The following is a 16,552-nucleotide window of genomic DNA, read 5'->3' on the forward strand; positions in this document are numbered from 1 at the left end:
CTGCAATCATCAACCCTCGTCGTCGTCCTCGTCGTCGGCCAGCTTGTCAAACACCTGCAGCTCGGCCTTGCTCAGTCCCGTCATCACGAAGGGATCATCGGCAGGAAAGCGGCCGGTGTCGACCAGCATGCGCAGCTTGCTCAAGCGATCGCCCAGCGCCAGCGCTCGCGCCTGCGGATCGGCATCGGCGTGGGCATCGGCGCCGGCATGCCCGATCGCGCGGGTCACGGACTCGGGAAACTCCCATAACTCGGCGATCCGCACCGACAGGATGCGCGCTTGCGCAAACACCTGGGCAATGAAGGCGTCCGATTGCGGGAAGGCATCGGGCGCATGCATCTGGTCGATCAGGCGGAACGCCACCACCAGGCCGACATTGGCCATCAGTCCCGCCAGATAGGCGTCGAAGGCGTTGGCCTGCATGGCCGGCGCGACCAGGTTGGCCGCCAGTGCGCATTTCTCGGACTGGCGCCAGATCAGTGGCGCCGTGCGTATGGTCAGGCCGCCGCTCTGCATGCTGACGATGGGACGGAAGGCGACGCGGGCGAGCAGCATGCGCATGCCGTTTTGCCCCAGCAGCATGATGGCGCCTTCCATGTTGTTGATCGACGGGCTGGCGTTGTAGCGCGAATGGTAGCGGGGCCGGTTCGCTTCGCGGTAGACCTCGGCGACCAGCAGCACGTCCTGCGCCAACTGGCGCGAGAGCTCGGCCGCGCTCATGTTTTCATTTTGCAAAGTCCGCATCAACTGGGGAATGATGGCCGGTATGCGCGGTATCAGCGCAGCGCCAGCGACCGGCTCACGGGCCAGGCGCGTCAATTCATCCAGAATCTGCCGTTCCGCCTCCGCCGGAGCCTGCGCCGAACCGGCGGCCGCCAGCCAGCGGTAATAGATGGCATCGATTTCGGCGATGGTGGCTGCTTGCCGCGTCATCTCGGGCGCCGCCGCCGCGAGGGGTGCGAGCTTGTTTTTTCCGTCGCCGCCGTTCAGTAATTTTCCTATCCAACCCATTTTGCTTTTCCAGCCCTATATGCATCACTATCGCGACATCCGCTGCGCGATTTTACTTGATGACGGCCGTGCCGGTGCGGCGGGCGTAGCCGCCCAGGTCCACCTGCCGCAAAGTGCTACAGTGGCACCCTCGCAGTTTCCCCTCTTTGCAAGGTAAATCATGAGCAATATGCTGGCCCAGTACGTCACCGCCCAGGCGTACAACAACGCCTGGGCCAACCACCGCCTGCTGAAAGCTTGCGGGCAGCTGACCCAGGCCGAGTTCCAGGCCGCGCGCGTCAGTTTTTTCCCCACCATCGGCTTCACGCTGAACCACATCCTCACGTGCGACTGGTTTTATCTCGACGCGCTCGAGCGCGAGCTGCGCGGCGAAGCGCCCCATCCCGACTGCTATGTCTTCTTTGCACAGGACGAGCCGTTCACCGATTGCGCGGCCCTGCATGCGGCGCAGCGCGCCTCGGACCTGCGCCTGATCGCGCATTGCCGCAGCCTGTGCGACGCGGATCTGGCGCGGCCCGTGACGATATTGCGCGACACGCCGCAAGTCGACACGCGCCTGCGCCTGCTGGCGCATCTGTTCCAGCACCAGATCCACCACCGGGGGCAAGTGCACGCCATGCTGGCCGGCACGCGCATCGCGCCGCCCCAGCTCGACGAATTCTATTGCGCCGGCGAAGCGGGCGAGCGGGCGCAGGATTTTGCGGAGCTGGGCTGGACGGAGGACGACGTCTGGGGAGCGCGCTGAATCATTCTTCGGCGTGACAGCAGACGCACAGCTTGTTGCCGTCGAGGTCGCGGAAATAGGCGCCATAGTAGTTGGCGTGGTAATGGGGCCGCAATCCGGGCGGCCCTTCGCACGCGGCGCCCAGCGCCAGCACGGCCTGGTAGCAGCGGTCCACCTGCGCGCGGCTGGCCGCCAGCAGGGCCGTCATCTGGCCATTGCCGGGCGTCGCCGGCAAGCCGTCATGCGGCGCCGTCAGCACAAACAGGGGGCGCGGCGCCTGCTGCGCCATCCAGCCCGCCCAGGGCTTGGCCGGATCATGAAATTTTTCGATCAAGTCGAGTTCTCCCAACAGGGCCGCATAGAAAACATACGCGCGGGGAAAGTCGTTGGTGCCAAGGCAAATATGGGACAGCATGCTGCTCCTCCATGAATTCAAGCATGTGCGGCGAAAGGCGCCAGCTGATTATAATGGCGCATTACTTTCCAACCGGATTCCATGCCCGACCTCGACCGCCTCCAATTACAAACGCCGACCAGCGCCGACCTCCCCGCCCTGCTGGCCTTCGAACTCGACAACCGCGCCTATTTTGAATCCTGGGTCACGGCCCGGGCGCCGTCCTACTACACTGCCGAGGGCATCGCCACCGCCATCGAACAGGCGCAGCGCGAACGCGAGAAAGACACGGCGCACCAGTATCTGGCCACACTGGACGGGCAAATCATCGGCAGGGTCAACCTGACGGCCGTCACGCGCCCGTATTTCAACAAGGCCGCGCTCGGCTACCGCATCGGCGAACGGTTCGGCGGACGCGGCTACGCCACGCGCGTGGTCGCCCTGCTGCTGCAAGAAGCGTTCGGCGCACTGGACCTGTGGCGCCTGGAAGCGACGGCGCGGCCGCAAAACATGGGCTCGATCGCCGTCATGCAGCGCAACGGTTTTCACCAGTATGGCCGCTCGGAAAAAGCCATGCGCTTCCAGGATGCCTGGTCGGACTTGCTGTACTTTGAACGGCGCAAGGACCACCCCGGCATCGAATAAAATCGAGCAGTTGCTCTATTGAGCAGGCGGCTCGCCCCTGGTGTTGTAAAATAGGCAAATATCACACTCAGGGAACAACATGCGCAATACAAACAAAAAAGCCTACCTCGTCGGCGGCGGCATCGGCTCGCTGGCCGCGGCCGCCTTCATGATACGCGACGGCGGTATGCAAGGCAGCAACATCACCATCTTCGAAGCGTCGCCCGTGACGGGGGGCAGCCTCGACGGCGGTGGCAATGCCGAGGATGGCTATACCCTGCGTGGCGGGCGCATGTTGACCACCGACAATTACGAGTGCACCTGGGACTTGTTCAAGAGCATCCCCTCGCTCGAACATGCGGGCCAGAGCGTCTACGACGAAACCATCGCCTTCAACGAGCGGCACCTTCCCCACTCGCGCGCGCGCCTGGTCGACCGCAACCGCTTCAAGGTCGACGTCAGCAGCATGGGCTTTTCCATGCAGGACAGGCTGGAACTGCTGAAGCTGACGGAAGCCGACGAGGACACCCTGGGCAGCAGCGCCATCACGGACTGGCTTTCGCCGGAATTCTTCGATACCAAATTCTGGTATATGTGGGCCACCACGTTCGCCTTCCAGCCCTGGCACAGCGCCGTCGAATTCAAGCGCTACCTGCACCGCTTCATGCTGGAGTTTTCGCGCATCGAAACCCTGGCCGGCGTCAAGCGCACCGTCTACAACCAGTACGACTCGCTGGTGCGCCCGCTGGTCGCCTGGCTGCAGGCGCAAGGCGTGAACGTCATCATGGATTGCACGGTAACCGATATCGAGGTGCAGGAATCCGAAGACCGCCTGAGCGCCACCGCCCTGCACTGCCAGCGCCGCGGCCTGGCCGACGTGATTCCCGTCGCCGCGGGCGACCTGGTGTTCTTCCAGAATGCCTCGATGACGGATGCGTCGAGCTACGGCAGCATGCGCAGCGCGCCGGCCAGACGCACGAAGCACGACAGCCATGGCTGGCGCCTGTGGGAAAAACTGGCCGAGGGCCGGCCGCAACTGGGGCGCCCCGCCGCCTTCAACAGCAGCATCCCGGAATCGTACTGGGCCTCGTACACGGTCACCCTGAAGGACAGCGCCTTCTTCGACCGCATGGAACAATTCACGGGCAACAGCGCGGGCACGGGCGGCCTCGTCACCTTCAAGGACAGCAACTGGTTCATGTCCATCGTGCTGGCGCACCAGCCGCATTTCGCGGGCCAGCCCGAGGGCGTGCAAGTATTCTGGGGCTATGCGCTGCACCCCGACCGCATCGGCAACTTCGTCGCCAAGCCCATGTCCGACTGCAGCGGCGAGGACATCCTGCGCGAACTGTGCGGCCACCTGAATTTCGACCTCGACATCATGGCCACGGCCAATTGCATTCCCTGCCGCATGCCCTACATCACCAGCATGTTCATGCCCCGCGCAAAAAGCGACCGCCCGCTGCCCGTGCCGGCCGGCTCCATCAACCTGGCCTTCGTCAGCCAGTTCGTGGAAATTGCCGACGATGTCGTGTTCACCGTGGAATACTCGGTGCGCGCGGCGCAGACGGCCGTCTACCAGTTGCTCGGCGTACAGCGCGCAGTACCTGCCATCCACGCGCACGACAAGTCATTGAAAGTCAAGCTGGACGCCGTCATCAAGGCCTTCAAATAGCCGTATTTTCCGGCGTCAACGCCGTTTTTGTCCTACCGGCCGTGACTTTGTCGCAGCGCAAAGCACGGCGATATCGGACTGATAACGTCAAGGTTCGGGAATTTCCCCACTCTTGCCAAGTCCAACATGAAATTGCGTCACCGCCTGTTCGAACATGTGCTGCTGGTGCTGGCCTTGGCCGTCGTCATTTTTGCCGCCGCCATCGTGCTGGCACGGATGACGCAGTGGGCAGAAGTGCAGGAACTGCCCCCCTATCTCGTGCAGGGCATGCATCTGGTGGGCAAGGTGTTGTTTTTCCTGGACGGCTGCATCGTCGTTGCCGTCAGCAGCATCCTGGCCGCCCGGCTGTTCCGCATGCTCACCAAGGAGGACCTATGAACGACCTGCACTACCTGCTGACCCTGCGGCATCCGCGCCGCTTCTGGTGCAGCGCCCTCGTCATCGCCGTCGCCTCGGCCATCCTGCTGGGCCCCTGGCTCGACAGCATTCCATGGCTGGTCGCCGTTCCTTTCGTGGCCGGCGGCTTGCTGGTGGCGCTGGGCGAACTGTGGGATGACATGCACGGCAAGCGCCTGCAGAACGGCGACGACGACGCGCAAGCGCCCTGCGGGCATCCCTGACGCTGGCGTCGTGATGTTTACACGCAACAACGGTGACGCCATCGGCCCCCGCATGCGTTTGATTTAAGGCTCGCTTCAGCCTCGCCATGCATCGTGATATGGCGTCAGCAACAATGACGCCTCCCTTCACCATCACGGGCACAGCCCAGCGAAAGAGCCGATATGAGCACATGGATGCGCGCCAACAAAGGTTTTTTGATGTTTCTGCTGCTGTTCGGCGTATTCCGCACGGCCGTGGCGGACTGGAATCCGATACCGTCGGCGTCCATGCGCCCCAACCTGCTCGAAGGCGACGTGGTCTTCGTCAACCGCCTGGCCTTCAATTTGAAAGTGCCGCTCACCGACATCGTGCTGCAGCGCCTGGGCGAGCCGCAGCGGGGCGACATCGTCACCTTTTCCTCGCCGAAAGACGGCACGCGCTTGATCAAGCGCATCATCGCCCTGCCCGGCGACACCGTGGAAATGCGCGATGAACGGCTGGTCATCAATGGCCAGCCCGCCCAGTACACGGCGCTCGACACGGCGCCTGAAACCATCGCCCACGTGGGCCAGCTGACGGCGCAGCGCGTCCGCGAACGCAACGCGACGGAACAGCACCGCATCCAGGTCTTGCCGCAAATCACAGGGGCGGCGCGCAGCTTTTCCCCCGTGACGGTGCCGCCCGACCACTTCATGATGCTCGGCGATAACCGCGACAATAGCGCCGACTCGCGCTACTTCGGCTTCGTGCCACGCGAATTGCTGATCGGCAAGGCCGAACGCATCCTCGTCTCGGCCAATATCGACGAGCATTGGCAGCCGCGGCTGCAGCGTTTCGGCATGAAACTGGAATAACCATCGTCCTTGCAACGGCGCCGTGCTTTTCGGTTAGCATGGCGCATCATGCAAAATCTTTCCTCAGCCAGCCAGCGGTCCGCCAGCGACGATCTTGCCCTTGAGCAGCTGGCGCAGTTCCTGCAGCGCCATCCCGACGTACTGCTGCTGACGGGCGCCGGCATCAGCACGGCGTCCGGCATTCCCGATTACCGCGATGCGGATGGCGTGCGGCGCGGCAACGCCCCCGTGCAAGGACCGGACTTTCGCCGCCAGGAAGCCGTGCGCCGCCGCTACTGGGCGCGCAGCATGGTGGGCTGGCCCACCCTCGCGCGCGCCACGCCCAATCCCGGTCACCTGGCCATCGCACAACTGGCGCAGCGTGGACTCATCGGCGGCCTGGTCACGCAAAACGTGGATGGCCTGCACCAGCAGGCCGGCAGCGCGGCCGTCACGGAGTTGCACGGCAGCATACATGGCGTCGTGTGCCTCGATTGCCGGACTCTCCATACGCGCAGCCTGATCCAGGATCAGCTCGAACATGACAATCCCCAGATGCTGGGCGCCACGGCCACGCCGGCGCCCGACGGCGACGCCTTGCTGGAGCCATCGCAGCTGGCCACCTTCCACCTGCCCGTCTGTCCCCGCTGTGGCGGCACCCTGCAGCCCGATGTGGTGTTTTTCGGCGACGGCGTGCCCGCCGCCTGCGCGGCGGAGGCCGAGCGCAAGATGACAGAAGCTGGCGCCTTGCTGGTGGTTGGCTCGTCCGTCATGGTGTATTCGAGCTTTCGCCTGTGCCGCATGGCGGCAGAAACGGGCAAGCCCGTGGCTGCCATCAACCTGGGCAAGACGCGCGCCGACCATTTGCTGGCCTTCAAGACCGAAGCGCCGGCACAGGACATCCTGCCTGCATTAGCGGCCATGCTGGGCTGATCCCGAGCCGGCGGCATGCCGCTCTCGCTATACTATGGGATTGACGAGGAGAATTCATGCTGGAACTGTTGAGTGAACACGCCTGTTTTGGCGGCGTACAACGTTTTTATCGCCACGATGCGCAAACCACCGGCTTGCCCATGCGTTTTTCGGCCTTCATCCCCGACACGGCGCCGGGCAGCGCCGTTACCACCAAACGCCCCGCCCTGTTTTTCCTGGCGGGCCTGACTTGCACGGAAGAAACCTTCATGATCAAGGGCGGCGCCCAGCGCGTGGCCGCCGAAGAAGGCCTGATCCTGATCGCCCCCGACACCAGCCCCCGAGGCGCCAACATCGCGGGCGAGACGGATGCCTGGGATTTCGGCGCGGGCGCCGGCTTTTACGTCGATGCCACCGAGGCGCCGTGGAGCAGCCGCTACCGCATGTACAGCTACATCCTGGAATTGCGCGCCCTGCTGGAGCAGGAACTGGCCATCGATGCGCAGCGCACGGGCATTTTCGGCCACTCGATGGGCGGCCACGGCGCGCTGGTGCTGGCCTTGCGCAACCCGGCACTGTTCCGCTCCGTCTCCGCCTTTGCCCCCATCGCCGCACCGAGCCAGTGCCCATGGGGAAAAAAGGCGTTCACGGGCTACCTGGGCAGCAACGAAGCCAGCTGGCAGCAATACGACGCCAGCGCGCTGATGCGCGGCCTGCAGGGCCAGCCCTTACTATTTCCTAACGGCATCTTGATCGACCAGGGCCTGGCCGACAAGTTTTTACCGGAGCAACTGTACCCCGAGGTGTTCGAAGCGGCATGCCGCGACGCCGGCCAGCCCTTGCAACTGCGCCGCCATGCCGGCTATGACCACGGCTATTACTTTATCGCCAGCTTCATGGAAGAGCACGTGCGCTTCCATGCGCGAAACTTGCGCGCCGCCTGATCTGCTGCCTTACTGCCCCGTGCTGGTATGCCCGTTGAAATGGCGCGTGTACCAGTCCGTTGCCAGCAAGGCCGCCTGGTGGCGCGTGTCGGGGCCGCCTGGTGCGGCGATCTGTTCCAGTTGCTTGTCGCAGCGCAAGGTGGCAAACGCCATGCGGTTCAGGCCGGCCACGTCGGGGTCGCGTCCGCCCACGATCAGCAACGAAGGCACGCGCACGTTTTCCAGCGCCGCCTTGCCCGCCATTTCCACCTGCCCATCGCAGACGGCCAGCGCGGCGATTTCCGCGCTGCGCCAGGCCGCAAGCTGCATCACGACGGCCGCGCTGGTGCCATAGCCATACAAGCCGCAGGGCAAGCGCCGCGTGGACGGGTCGACTTGCAGCCAGCCCAGGGCTTTTTCCAGCTGGCGCGCCAGCAGCACGATGTCGCTGCGCACGAAATACGCGTGGCCATTGCTGCCGCCGCCGGGCCCGACACCGCCCTGGTCGAAACGCAGGGTGGCGATGCCCGCTCGTAGAAAATCCTGGGAAGTGGCATGGCTGGAGGCGCCCAGATAGTCGCTGTCGGCGCCCGCGCCATGAGCGAACAGGACGATGCCCACCGGCCGCTCGGGCATTTCAAGCACGCCGTCCATTTGAAGTTCATCGGCCGTGATGCTGACAAATTGTTCTTGCATGGCTGCCTCCGCTATCGAGCTGAAATCAAGCTGAAGTCAAAATGTGCTGTTGCACAGATTTTGCGCTGATCTTGCCGGAACGGGCGTCGCCTGCGCGCCCTGAGCGGCAAGCCTCAGTGTACCAGCCTGCGTCCGTTCACGCGCGGCGCACGTCAAATTTGGCACGCGCCCGCATCAGACGGCGCCGTGCCGGTCCAGCCCCTTGAGCACGGCTTCCGGGCGGATCGGCAAATGCCGCACGCGCGAGGCCACGGCGGCAAAGATGGCGTTGCCAATGGCCGGCGCCACGGCCGTCGTGGGCGGCTCGCCCATGCCCGTCGCCGTTTGCGTATTGGCAACAAATTCGATGTCGAGCTCGGGCACGTCGGCCATGCGCAGCGGCGTGTAAGTGTTCAGGTTGGTATCCTTCACTTCGCCATTCAGGAACGCCGTGCCTTCATGCAAGGCCATGCTCACGCCCCACAGGGCGCCCCCTTCCGCCTGCGCCAGCGCGCCATCGGGATCGACGATGCTGCCCGCGTCGATCACCATGAACAGCTTTTCGACTTTCACCATGCAAGTGCTGCGGTCAACTTTCACCCGGGCAACACAGGCCGTCCAGGTGGGCATATCGCGTTCCTGGCCGAACGTGGCGGCGATGCCCAGGCCCGTGTCGGGCGGCATGGCCGTGCCCCAGCCCGCCTTGTCCGCCACCCGCCGCAGCACGTGGGCCAGGCGCGCGGCGCCGCCGACGGCGTTCGGCGCGCTGCCCGCATTGCGCCCCGTGGCCTGCAGCAAGGACAGGCGAAACGCCAGCGGATCGACCTTGGCCGCCTGCGCTGCCTCGTCCATGAAACTTTCCACCGCCCAATTCGTCCAGCCCGGCCCCACGGAGCGCAGCCAGCCGGGGCGAAAACTGCTGTTGGCCAGGTCGTTCGACACGGCCCGCACGCGCTGGGCGCCCACCGCGTACCAGTGGTCGGCGCCGGCGATGGCGAACGGGTCGTACGGATGGCCCTGCTTATCCTTGGCCAGCAAGGCGGGAATCATCGCTTGCGTGGGCCAGCCAGCGCTGGCCTCGTGCACCATCGCCGACACCTTGCCGGTCTCGTCGAACGCCATGCGCACGTGCTGCACGGACGGCGAACGGGGCGAATCGAAACGCGCATCGTCGGACCGCGTGCAGATCATCTTGACGGGACGCCCCACGGCTTGCGCGGCCAGCGCGGCCGGCACGCAATAATCGCCATTCAGGCGCCGCCCGAAGCCGCCGCCGAGCAAATAGGTATGCAGCATCACCTTGTCCTGCTCCACCTTGAGCGCCTGCGCCAGCACGGGCAGGATCAACGATTGCCACTGGTTGCCCGCATGAATGTGCCAGACGCCGTCGATTTCCTGCGCCAGCGCATTCACGGGTTCGAGCTGGAAATGCAGCACGGTGCTGGTCGTGTAGTGGCGTTCCAGTTGCAGGCTGGCATCCTTGAACGCTTGCTCCACGCCATCATCGTCGACCACGCGGGCGCCCAGGCTGGCGTCGGCCAGCTGCTTGCCCGCATAGTTGACGATATCCTGCTCCGACACGTGGGCCGCCGCGCCGGCCCGCCATTTCACCTGCACCAGGTCGGCCGCGCGCATGGCGGCCGCATACGTGTCGGCCACCACCATGACCCAGCCGGGCACCGTTCCGCTGGGGTCTTGCAGCGCCACCGAGCGCAAGTAGCCGTTCACTTTCTTTGCCGCCGAGTCGTCGATGGACACCACTTTTGAACCGTAGCGCGTGGGCGGTATCTTCGGGCGCGCATACAGCATGCCGTCGACCTGCGCATCGATGCCGTACACGGCCGTGCCATCCGTTTTCGAAGGAATGTCCAGCGCCTGCACCTGCTGGCCAATCAGCCTGCGCTGCTGCGGCGTTTTCAGCACGATGGCCTGCAATTGCTCCGGCGTATAGCGGCGCGCCAGCTTGCCACGGCGCACGATGTCGCCATAGGCAATCGACCGGCCCCGCCCATGCACGACGCCGAGCCGGGCGTGGCAGGCGGACACGGGCACGCGCAGCAAGCGCGCGCCCTCCTCGATCAGCGCAAGGCGCCCGGCCGCGCCGGCACGGCTGAGCGGATCGAAATTCTGCCAGACGGACCAGCTGCCGCCCGTCACCATCACGCCCCATTTCGGGTCCGTGTCCACGTAATGCAGGCGTACCTTGCTCCAGTCCGCTTCCAGCTCCTCGGCGACGATGCGCGCCAGGGCCGTGCCGATATGCTGGCCCATTTCCGCCTTGGCGATATTGACGGTGATCATGCCATCGACGCCAATCTCAAACCAGATGCTGGGGTCGAACACGGGCGCGGCGGGCTTTGTGCGCTGCACGGGCGCCGCCTTGCCGGCGGCCAATGAGCTGTCGGCGCGCAAGAAGGCCAGGGTAAAACCCGTGCCGGCGGCGGCGATCAGGAAACCGCGCCGGCCCAGCGAGCTGGGGCGGGCGCCTGAATTTTCTTTCGGCAACTTAAACACGGGGCGCCTCCTGCATGCCGGCCGCCAGTTTAATTGCCTTGCGGATCCGTACATACGCCATGCAGCGGCACAGGTTGCCGCTCATGACGGCATCGATATTCGCATCCGTCGGCTGCGGATAGTCTTTCAACAAGGTGGCCGCCTGCATGATCTGGCCCGACTGGCAATAGCCGCACTGGGGCGCCTGCGTGGCGACCCAGGCCCGTTGCAGCGGGTGCGAACCATCGGGTGACAAGCCTTCGATGGTGGTGATGGCGCAACCGGTGACGGCGGCAATCGGCGTGATGCACGAGCGCATGGCGCGCCCATCCACGTGCACGGTGCAGGCGCCGCACATGCCGATGCCGCAGCCAAACTTCGTGCCTTTTAAATGGGCTTCGTCGCGCAGCACCCACAGCAGCGGCGTGTCGCCATCGGTCTCGGTGCCGAAGGGCTGGCCATTCACAATAATGTTATACATGAGTGTTACACATAAGAAACTTTCAAGAATTACTTGCCGGCGCGCGTGCGCGCCACGGCCGCTTCCAGGTTCGTCCAGGCCGGCTGGTGGCTGCGGCTGCGGCGCAGATAGGCGGCCAGCTGGGCCACGTCGTTGTCCGTCAGCGAAGCGGCAAAGCCAGGCATCAGCACGCCGGGCATGGCTTCATCCTTGCCGATGCCATGCAATATCACCTGGATCAGGTTGGCGGGATCGGGCGCGCTGACGGCGCTGTTCAGGCTCAGCTCGGGACGCAGGGCTGCGGGCCGGCCGTCGCTGTTCGAATGGCACGCCGCGCAGGCGGCCACGTACAGGCTGGCGCCACGGTCGTTGTCGACCAGGCTGACGCGCTGCGAACGGACGATGCCGGCCTTGATCACGGCATCCGCATCCGCCTTGCGCCCGTCAGCTCCGGCCACACCGGCAAAATACGTGGCCAGCGCGCGGATATCGCTATCGGGCGAGGCGCCCATGCCTTCGTGCACGACGGCCGACATGGGCCCGGCCGCCACGCCGTGCAGGGCCGTCGCCCCCGTGCGCAAAAAGGCATACAGCTCGTCCTGGGTCCACGGCAAGGGCGCCGTGTTGGCGCTGGTCAAGGCTGGCGCGTACCAGTGGTCGATGGACGCGCCCAGATACGCCGCACCGGCAAGCTCGGCGCCCAGCGCGTTGCGCGGCGTGTGGCAGGCGGCGCAATGGGCCAGGCCCTCGGCCAGGTAGCGGCCCCGGTTCCAGTCCAGCCCTTGCGCAGGATCAAGCTGAAAATTGGCCGGCTTGAAAAACAGCAGCTTCCAGCCCGCCTGTAGCGGCCGCAAATTCAGGGGGAAAGGCACGCCGTTGGCGGGCGCCACCGCATACACGGGCGGGCGCGTCATGAAGTAGGCGTACAGGGCCGTCAGGTCGGCGTCCGACACCAGGTTGAAATGGGTGTACGGAAAGACGGGATACAAATGCGCGCCATCGCGGCCCACGCCTTCGCGCATGGCCCGCTGGAAGGCGGCCGGCGACCAGCGGCCGATGCCCGTTTGCCGGTCCGGCGTGATGTTCGTCGCGTAAATCGTGCCGAACGGCGTGGCCAGCCCGTGGCCGCCCGCGTACTCGGCGCCGCCCTTGGCCGTGTGGCAGGCGGCGCAATTGCCCATGCCGGCCAGGATGCGGCCCCGCTCCACCACTTGCGGGGAAAAAGCCGTGGCGGCAGGCGGATCAATGGGCGCCAGCGCGGGGCGCCAGTAATACAGATACGCGGCCAGCGCGGCGGCGATGAGCAGCGCCAGCAGGAGCAGCAAGCCGGTGAAAATTTTCTTGAGCAAAACAGGAATCCGGTAAAAGGCCAGGTACGCGCCTGCCGCGCGCGGACGGCGGCGGCAGGCGATGGTGACAATCTTACCGCGATTGTGACTTGTTGTATGTACGCAATGACACGGAGGTCGTGCCGCAAGCGGGCTGCGCCTTATAATCAGCGTTTCAGCACGCCGCCGCTCTCTTCATGCATACCGTTACCATCATCCTCATTCTCGTGTTGACCGTCGTCCTGTGCGGCTTCATTGCCCGCTCGCGCTGGGTCAAGCTGCCGCTGCCCCTGATCCAGATCGCCGGCGGCACGGGTTTGGCCCTGTTTGGCGTGCAAGTGCCGCTCGATCCCGATATTTTCTTCCTGCTCTTCATTCCGCCGCTGCTGTTTCTCGATGGCTGGCGCATTCCCAAGGGCGCCTTCTTTTCCGACGCGCGCTCGATCCTGATGCTGGCCATCGGCCTGGTGCTGTTTACCGTGCTGGGCATGGGTTTCTTCATCGACTGGCTGATTCCCAGCGTGCCGCTGGCTGTGGCCTTCGCGCTCGGTGCCATCCTGTCGCCGACGGACCCCGTGGCCGTCTCGGCGATCGCCGCCGGCAACCCCATCCCGCCGCGCCTGATGCACATCCTCGAGGGCGAATCCCTGCTGAACGACGCTTCGGGCCTGGTCTGCTTCACGTTTGCCGTGGGCGCCATGATGACGGGCGGCTTTTCCATCGGCGCCGCCTCGCTGAGTTTCCTGCAGGAAGCGGGCGGCGGCATCGTCATCGGCCTGGCCATCTCGTGGGGCGTGGGGCTGGCGAATAAATGGCTGGTGAGCAAGGTGGGCGAAGAGCCGGGCCTGCAAATCCTGATCAGCATCCTGATCCCGTTCGCCGCCTACCTGGGCGCCGAGCAAATCCACGGTTCGGGCATCCTGGCGGCCGCCACGGCGGGCGTGTCCATGCATTACGCCGACCTGATCGGCCGCCCGCTGGCCGCCACGCGCACCCAGCGCAAGGCCGTGTGGGATACCGTGCAACTGGTCTTGAATGGCGTGATCTTCGTCATGCTGGGCGCGCAGCTGCCCGCCACCGTGGCCGGCTTGCCCGCCGCTTCCATGGAAGTGGGCGCCGGCAGCGCCTGGAAACTGCCGCTGTTCGTCATCGCCATCACGGTGGGGCTGACCTTCATGCGCTTCCTCTGGGTCTTCATCTCGATGAAGCTGACCCTGTTCAAACACCACAAGAAAGTGGCGGGCGAGCCGAAGGACGCGGCGCTGCTGGCGCGCCCCAGCCTGCGATTGCTGCTGGTGGCATCGTTCGCGGGCGTGCGCGGCGCGCTGACTCTGGCCGGCATCCTGACCTTGCCGTTGTTTTTGCCCGACGGCACGCGCTTTCCCGCGCGCGACCTCGTCATCTTCCTGGCCATGGGCGTGATCTTGCTGTCCCTGGTACTGGCCAGCGTTACCTTGCCCCTGCTGACCAAGGGCCTGGTGTTCGCGCCGCCCGCGCGCCGTTCGACGGAAGAGCGCAACGCGCGCGCCGCCGCCGCCGAAGCGGCCATCGCGCGGCTGGAAAAAGTGTGCGAAGGCATCGACAAGAATGACAAGCAGCAAGTCGTCACGGAGGCGGCCAACCGCCTGATCGAAGCCTACCGGCGGCGCCTCGCGTATGGCGAAAGCAGCAACGACGAGGCGATGCGGCTGCAGGAACTGGCCAAGGCCGAGCGCGCACTGCGCCTGGAAGCGCTCAATGCGGAACGCGATGAACTGTTCCGCCGCCGCATTTCGGGCGAACTGGACGACACCATCCATTTGCGCCTGCTGCGCGAAATCGACTTGCTGGAAGCGACACTGGAAGAATAGCAACACTCTGGCGCAGCAAAGCAGTGTTGATTAGCAATTCTCATGGTAAAGAATGCAAGTTTTCACATTCATGTTTATAATGCAAGGTTTATGGCGTGATGCCGTGATTTACTTTCAACATGGACTTCCGTACAGTCTGTGTTGTTGAGTAACTATTTGAATAGCCACCCCGACCTGCATAAAGACACCGACGCCGTGCCCTCCTCCCCCCGCCACCGGCAACGCCCCGCGCTGCCCGCCCTGCTCGCCTCCGTGCTGCTGGCCTCGCTGCTCGCCGGCACTGCGCTGGCGCCAGCCGCGGCGTGGGCGCAAGCGGGCGCGGCGGCCGACGCCAGGCGTCCCGCCGAAGTGGCCCAGGTCCTGTTTGGCATCATCAGTTATGTGCGCTGGCCCGTGGCGCGCCCGGAAGTGCGCGTCTGCATGCTCGGTACACCCCGCTACGGGGCGGCCATCATCGACACGCCCGCGTCCAGCCTGGGCCAGCGCATCCGCGTGAAAACCCCGGCGGCGGCCAGCGCGGCCAGCGAATGCGACGTCGCCTACCTGGGCAGCCTGCCCGAGGGCGAACGCGAGCATCTGCTGACGCAGATCATCGGCAAGCCGATCTTGTCGGTCGCCGAACCGGGCACATCCTGCACCGTGGGCACCATGTTTTGCCTGCGCCTCAACGAGGCGCAGATCGGTTTTGACGTCAACCTCGACGCCATCGCCCGCAGCGGCCTGCGCGTGCATCCGAACGCCTTGCAAATTGCACGTCGCAAGGGACCGCCGCCATGAGCCCCGGCATGCCCCCTAAGCTGGCGCGCAAGCCCCGCCCCACGCTCGACAGCGTGCTGCGGCGCGCCCACCTGAGCGTGTCGCTGATCGCCGTGCTGGCGGCCGGCCTGACCCTGACGGCCGTGGCGCTGCTGGCCCTGCGCGTGTATTCGGACCAGAACCTGCGCCTGGTGGCCCGTTCGATGAGCTACACGGTGGAAGGGGCCGTCGTCTTCGGCGACTCCATGGCCGCCAGGGAAGCGCTGGCCTTGATCGGCGTCAATGAAGACATCGACCAGGCCCAGGTCAACGACAAGAACGGCAAGGTGCTGGCCCGCTGGGAACGGGGCCAGCACAGCACGCGCTACTACATCGAACGGGCGCTGACGGGCTGGATGCTGCCCGATTCGCTGACCTTCCCCATCACGCGCAATGAGCAGGTCATCGGCAGCATCAAGCTGGTGCCGCACAGCCGCAGCCTGCTGCCCTTCCTGCTCAGCGGCCTGACCTGCCTGCTCGCTTGCCTGGTGCTGAGCCTGGCCGTCGCCGTGCGCCTGTCGCGCCGCATGGAAACGGAGATCACGTCGCCCCTGCGCCACCTGGCGGAAACGGCCCACCGCGTGCGGCGCGACCGTTCGTTCGAACTGCGGGTGCCGCCGGCCAACATCGCCGAACTGAACCAGATCAATGACGACTTCAATGCCCTGCTCGACGAACTGGAAGCATGGCAAAGTCATCTGCAAAAGGAAAATGCCTCGCTGTCGCACCGCGCCAACCACGACAGCCTGACGGGCCTGTCGAACCGCGCCTTCATGGAGGCGGAGCTGGAACGCGCCATCCTCGAAGCACGCATCGGCAACGGCAAGGTGGCCGTACTGTTCCTCGACAGCGACCGTTTCAAGTACATCAACGATACGTTTGGCCATGCCTCGGGCGACCGCGTGCTGGTGACGATCGCCGCGCGCATCAAGCAGCAATTGCGCGAAGGCGACCTGGTGGCGCGCCTGGGCGGCGACGAATTCGCCATCCTGCTCAAGCCGCTGCGCAACAGCAGCGACGCCATGCACATCGCCGACAATATCATCGCCGCCATGGCGCAAGCCATTGAACTGCCCACAGGCAATAGCATCGTCAGCTCGCTGACCATCGGCGTGGCCGTCTTCCCCGATCACGCCATCGACGCCGTGTCGCTGGTAGGCGCGGCGGACGAAGCCATGTACCGCGCCAAGCAGGCGCAGCGCGGCACGCGCCAGGTGGCGCGCCTGCCGCAACCCCACACTCACCCCTGAACCAA

General features: G+C 65.2%; 17 protein-coding genes. 11 read left to right on the forward strand and 6 right to left on the reverse strand.

The genetic code is table 11. The features are described 5' to 3' along the window. Positions 1 to 9: 9 nt before the first annotated feature. Positions 10 to 1,011 carry an HDOD domain-containing protein gene (locus IGS61_RS17570; protein ID WP_230540852.1) on the reverse strand — a complete coding sequence of 334 codons (1,002 nt, stop codon included), beginning with the start codon at positions 1,009 to 1,011 and terminating at the stop codon, positions 10 to 12. 160 nt (positions 1,012 to 1,171) lie between these two features. Here IGS61_RS17570 and IGS61_RS17575 point away from each other — a divergent pair, with 160 nt between their 5' ends. Then, positions 1,172 to 1,756 (forward strand): DinB family protein, encoded by a 585-nt coding sequence (locus IGS61_RS17575; RefSeq protein WP_230540853.1) that lies wholly within the window; start codon positions 1,172 to 1,174, stop codon positions 1,754 to 1,756. Between the two features lies 1 nt (position 1,757). Here the strand turns inward: IGS61_RS17575 and IGS61_RS17580 are convergent, their stop codons facing one another. Further along, complete coding sequence (locus tag IGS61_RS17580) at positions 1,758 to 2,150, reverse strand: VOC family protein (RefSeq protein ID WP_230540854.1); 393 nt, start codon at positions 2,148 to 2,150, stop codon at positions 1,758 to 1,760. 81 nt (positions 2,151 to 2,231) lie between these two features. On the opposite strand from IGS61_RS17580, the gene IGS61_RS17585 reads away from it, so the two are divergent. From IGS61_RS17585 to fghA, 7 genes are all read left to right on the forward strand, one after another. After that, entirely contained in the window at positions 2,232 to 2,774 is a 543-nt protein-coding gene (locus IGS61_RS17585; RefSeq protein WP_230540855.1) for a GNAT family N-acetyltransferase, read from the forward strand. A 79-nt stretch (positions 2,775 to 2,853) separates the two neighbouring features. Further along, complete coding sequence (locus IGS61_RS17590) at positions 2,854 to 4,428, forward strand: oleate hydratase (RefSeq protein ID WP_230540856.1); 1,575 nt, start codon at positions 2,854 to 2,856, stop codon at positions 4,426 to 4,428. A gap of 126 nt (positions 4,429 to 4,554) precedes the next feature. Further along, positions 4,555 to 4,806, forward strand: coding sequence for a hypothetical protein (locus IGS61_RS17595; RefSeq protein ID WP_230540857.1), 252 nt, complete (start codon positions 4,555 to 4,557; stop codon positions 4,804 to 4,806). After that, positions 4,803 to 5,048, forward strand: a complete 246-nt coding sequence (locus IGS61_RS17600; RefSeq protein WP_230540858.1) for a hypothetical protein — start codon at positions 4,803 to 4,805, stop codon at positions 5,046 to 5,048. The genes IGS61_RS17595 and IGS61_RS17600 overlap by 4 nt, the downstream gene beginning before the upstream one ends. A 162-nt stretch (positions 5,049 to 5,210) precedes the next feature. Beyond that, positions 5,211 to 5,882, forward strand: coding sequence for a signal peptidase I (gene lepB, locus IGS61_RS17605; protein ID WP_230540859.1), 672 nt, complete (start codon positions 5,211 to 5,213; stop codon positions 5,880 to 5,882). 48 nt (positions 5,883 to 5,930) lie between these two features. Beyond that, positions 5,931 to 6,794, forward strand: a complete 864-nt coding sequence (locus IGS61_RS17610; RefSeq protein WP_230540860.1) for an NAD-dependent protein deacetylase — start codon at positions 5,931 to 5,933, stop codon at positions 6,792 to 6,794. A gap of 56 nt (positions 6,795 to 6,850) precedes the next feature. Further along, positions 6,851 to 7,717, forward strand: a complete 867-nt coding sequence (fghA, locus tag IGS61_RS17615; protein ID WP_329958070.1) for an S-formylglutathione hydrolase — start codon at positions 6,851 to 6,853, stop codon at positions 7,715 to 7,717. 9 nt (positions 7,718 to 7,726) lie between these two features. Here fghA and IGS61_RS17620 read toward each other — a convergent pair whose 3' ends face one another. From IGS61_RS17620 to IGS61_RS17635, 4 genes are all read right to left on the reverse strand, one after another. Continuing rightward, positions 7,727 to 8,392, reverse strand: a complete 666-nt coding sequence (locus IGS61_RS17620) for a dienelactone hydrolase family protein (RefSeq protein ID WP_230540861.1) — start codon at positions 8,390 to 8,392, stop codon at positions 7,727 to 7,729. Positions 8,393 to 8,566: 174 nt separating this feature from the next. After that, entirely contained in the window at positions 8,567 to 10,885 is a 2,319-nt protein-coding gene (locus tag IGS61_RS17625) for a xanthine dehydrogenase family protein molybdopterin-binding subunit (RefSeq protein WP_230540862.1), read from the reverse strand. Beyond that, positions 10,878 to 11,345: a (2Fe-2S)-binding protein gene (locus tag IGS61_RS17630; protein ID WP_230540863.1), complete on the reverse strand. Its 468-nt coding sequence runs from the start codon at positions 11,343 to 11,345 to the stop codon at positions 10,878 to 10,880. Before IGS61_RS17630 ends, IGS61_RS17625 begins: the two co-directional genes overlap by 8 nt. A gap of 29 nt (positions 11,346 to 11,374) precedes the next feature. After that, positions 11,375 to 12,673 (reverse strand): cytochrome c, encoded by a 1,299-nt coding sequence (locus tag IGS61_RS17635; protein ID WP_230540864.1) that lies wholly within the window; start codon positions 12,671 to 12,673, stop codon positions 11,375 to 11,377. A gap of 176 nt (positions 12,674 to 12,849) precedes the next feature. Here IGS61_RS17635 and IGS61_RS17640 point away from each other — a divergent pair, with 176 nt between their 5' ends. From IGS61_RS17640 to IGS61_RS17650, 3 genes are all read left to right on the forward strand, one after another. Then, positions 12,850 to 14,502 carry a Na+/H+ antiporter gene (locus tag IGS61_RS17640; protein WP_230540865.1) on the forward strand — a complete coding sequence of 551 codons (1,653 nt, stop codon included), beginning with the start codon at positions 12,850 to 12,852 and terminating at the stop codon, positions 14,500 to 14,502. Between the two features lie 195 nt (positions 14,503 to 14,697). Next, positions 14,698 to 15,279: a YfiR family protein gene (locus IGS61_RS17645; RefSeq protein WP_230540866.1), complete on the forward strand. Its 582-nt coding sequence runs from the start codon at positions 14,698 to 14,700 to the stop codon at positions 15,277 to 15,279. Positions 15,280 to 15,287: 8 nt separating this feature from the next. Then, positions 15,288 to 16,547: a diguanylate cyclase domain-containing protein gene (locus IGS61_RS17650; RefSeq protein ID WP_230540867.1), complete on the forward strand. Its 1,260-nt coding sequence runs from the start codon at positions 15,288 to 15,290 to the stop codon at positions 16,545 to 16,547. Positions 16,548 to 16,552 lie beyond the last annotated feature (5 nt).

Origin of the sequence: Janthinobacterium sp. FW305-129 (assembly GCF_020858115.1) — a bacterium.
Classification (GTDB): domain Bacteria; phylum Pseudomonadota; class Gammaproteobacteria; order Burkholderiales; family Burkholderiaceae_D; genus Janthinobacterium.

Bases quoted from the DNA above. Each gene is read 5' to 3' on its own strand.
- IGS61_RS17570 (WP_230540852.1), bottom strand. From the start codon at position 1,011: ATGGGTTGGATAGGAAAATTACTGAACGGCGGCGACGGAAAAAACAAG.
- IGS61_RS17575 (WP_230540853.1), top strand. From the start codon at position 1,172: ATGAGCAATATGCTGGCCCAGTACGTCACCGCCCAGGCGTACAACAAC.
- IGS61_RS17580 (WP_230540854.1), bottom strand. From the start codon at position 2,150: ATGCTGTCCCATATTTGCCTTGGCACCAACGACTTTCCCCGCGCGTAT.
- IGS61_RS17585 (WP_230540855.1), top strand. From the start codon at position 2,232: ATGCCCGACCTCGACCGCCTCCAATTACAAACGCCGACCAGCGCCGAC.
- IGS61_RS17590 (WP_230540856.1), top strand. From the start codon at position 2,854: ATGCGCAATACAAACAAAAAAGCCTACCTCGTCGGCGGCGGCATCGGC.
- IGS61_RS17595 (WP_230540857.1), top strand. From the start codon at position 4,555: ATGAAATTGCGTCACCGCCTGTTCGAACATGTGCTGCTGGTGCTGGCC.
- IGS61_RS17600 (WP_230540858.1), top strand. From the start codon at position 4,803: ATGAACGACCTGCACTACCTGCTGACCCTGCGGCATCCGCGCCGCTTC.
- lepB (WP_230540859.1), top strand. From the start codon at position 5,211: ATGAGCACATGGATGCGCGCCAACAAAGGTTTTTTGATGTTTCTGCTG.
- IGS61_RS17610 (WP_230540860.1), top strand. From the start codon at position 5,931: ATGCAAAATCTTTCCTCAGCCAGCCAGCGGTCCGCCAGCGACGATCTT.
- fghA (WP_329958070.1), top strand. From the start codon at position 6,851: ATGCTGGAACTGTTGAGTGAACACGCCTGTTTTGGCGGCGTACAACGT.
- IGS61_RS17620 (WP_230540861.1), bottom strand. From the start codon at position 8,392: ATGCAAGAACAATTTGTCAGCATCACGGCCGATGAACTTCAAATGGAC.
- IGS61_RS17630 (WP_230540863.1), bottom strand. From the start codon at position 11,345: ATGTATAACATTATTGTGAATGGCCAGCCCTTCGGCACCGAGACCGAT.
- IGS61_RS17640 (WP_230540865.1), top strand. From the start codon at position 12,850: ATGCATACCGTTACCATCATCCTCATTCTCGTGTTGACCGTCGTCCTG.
- IGS61_RS17650 (WP_230540867.1), top strand. From the start codon at position 15,288: ATGCCCCCTAAGCTGGCGCGCAAGCCCCGCCCCACGCTCGACAGCGTG.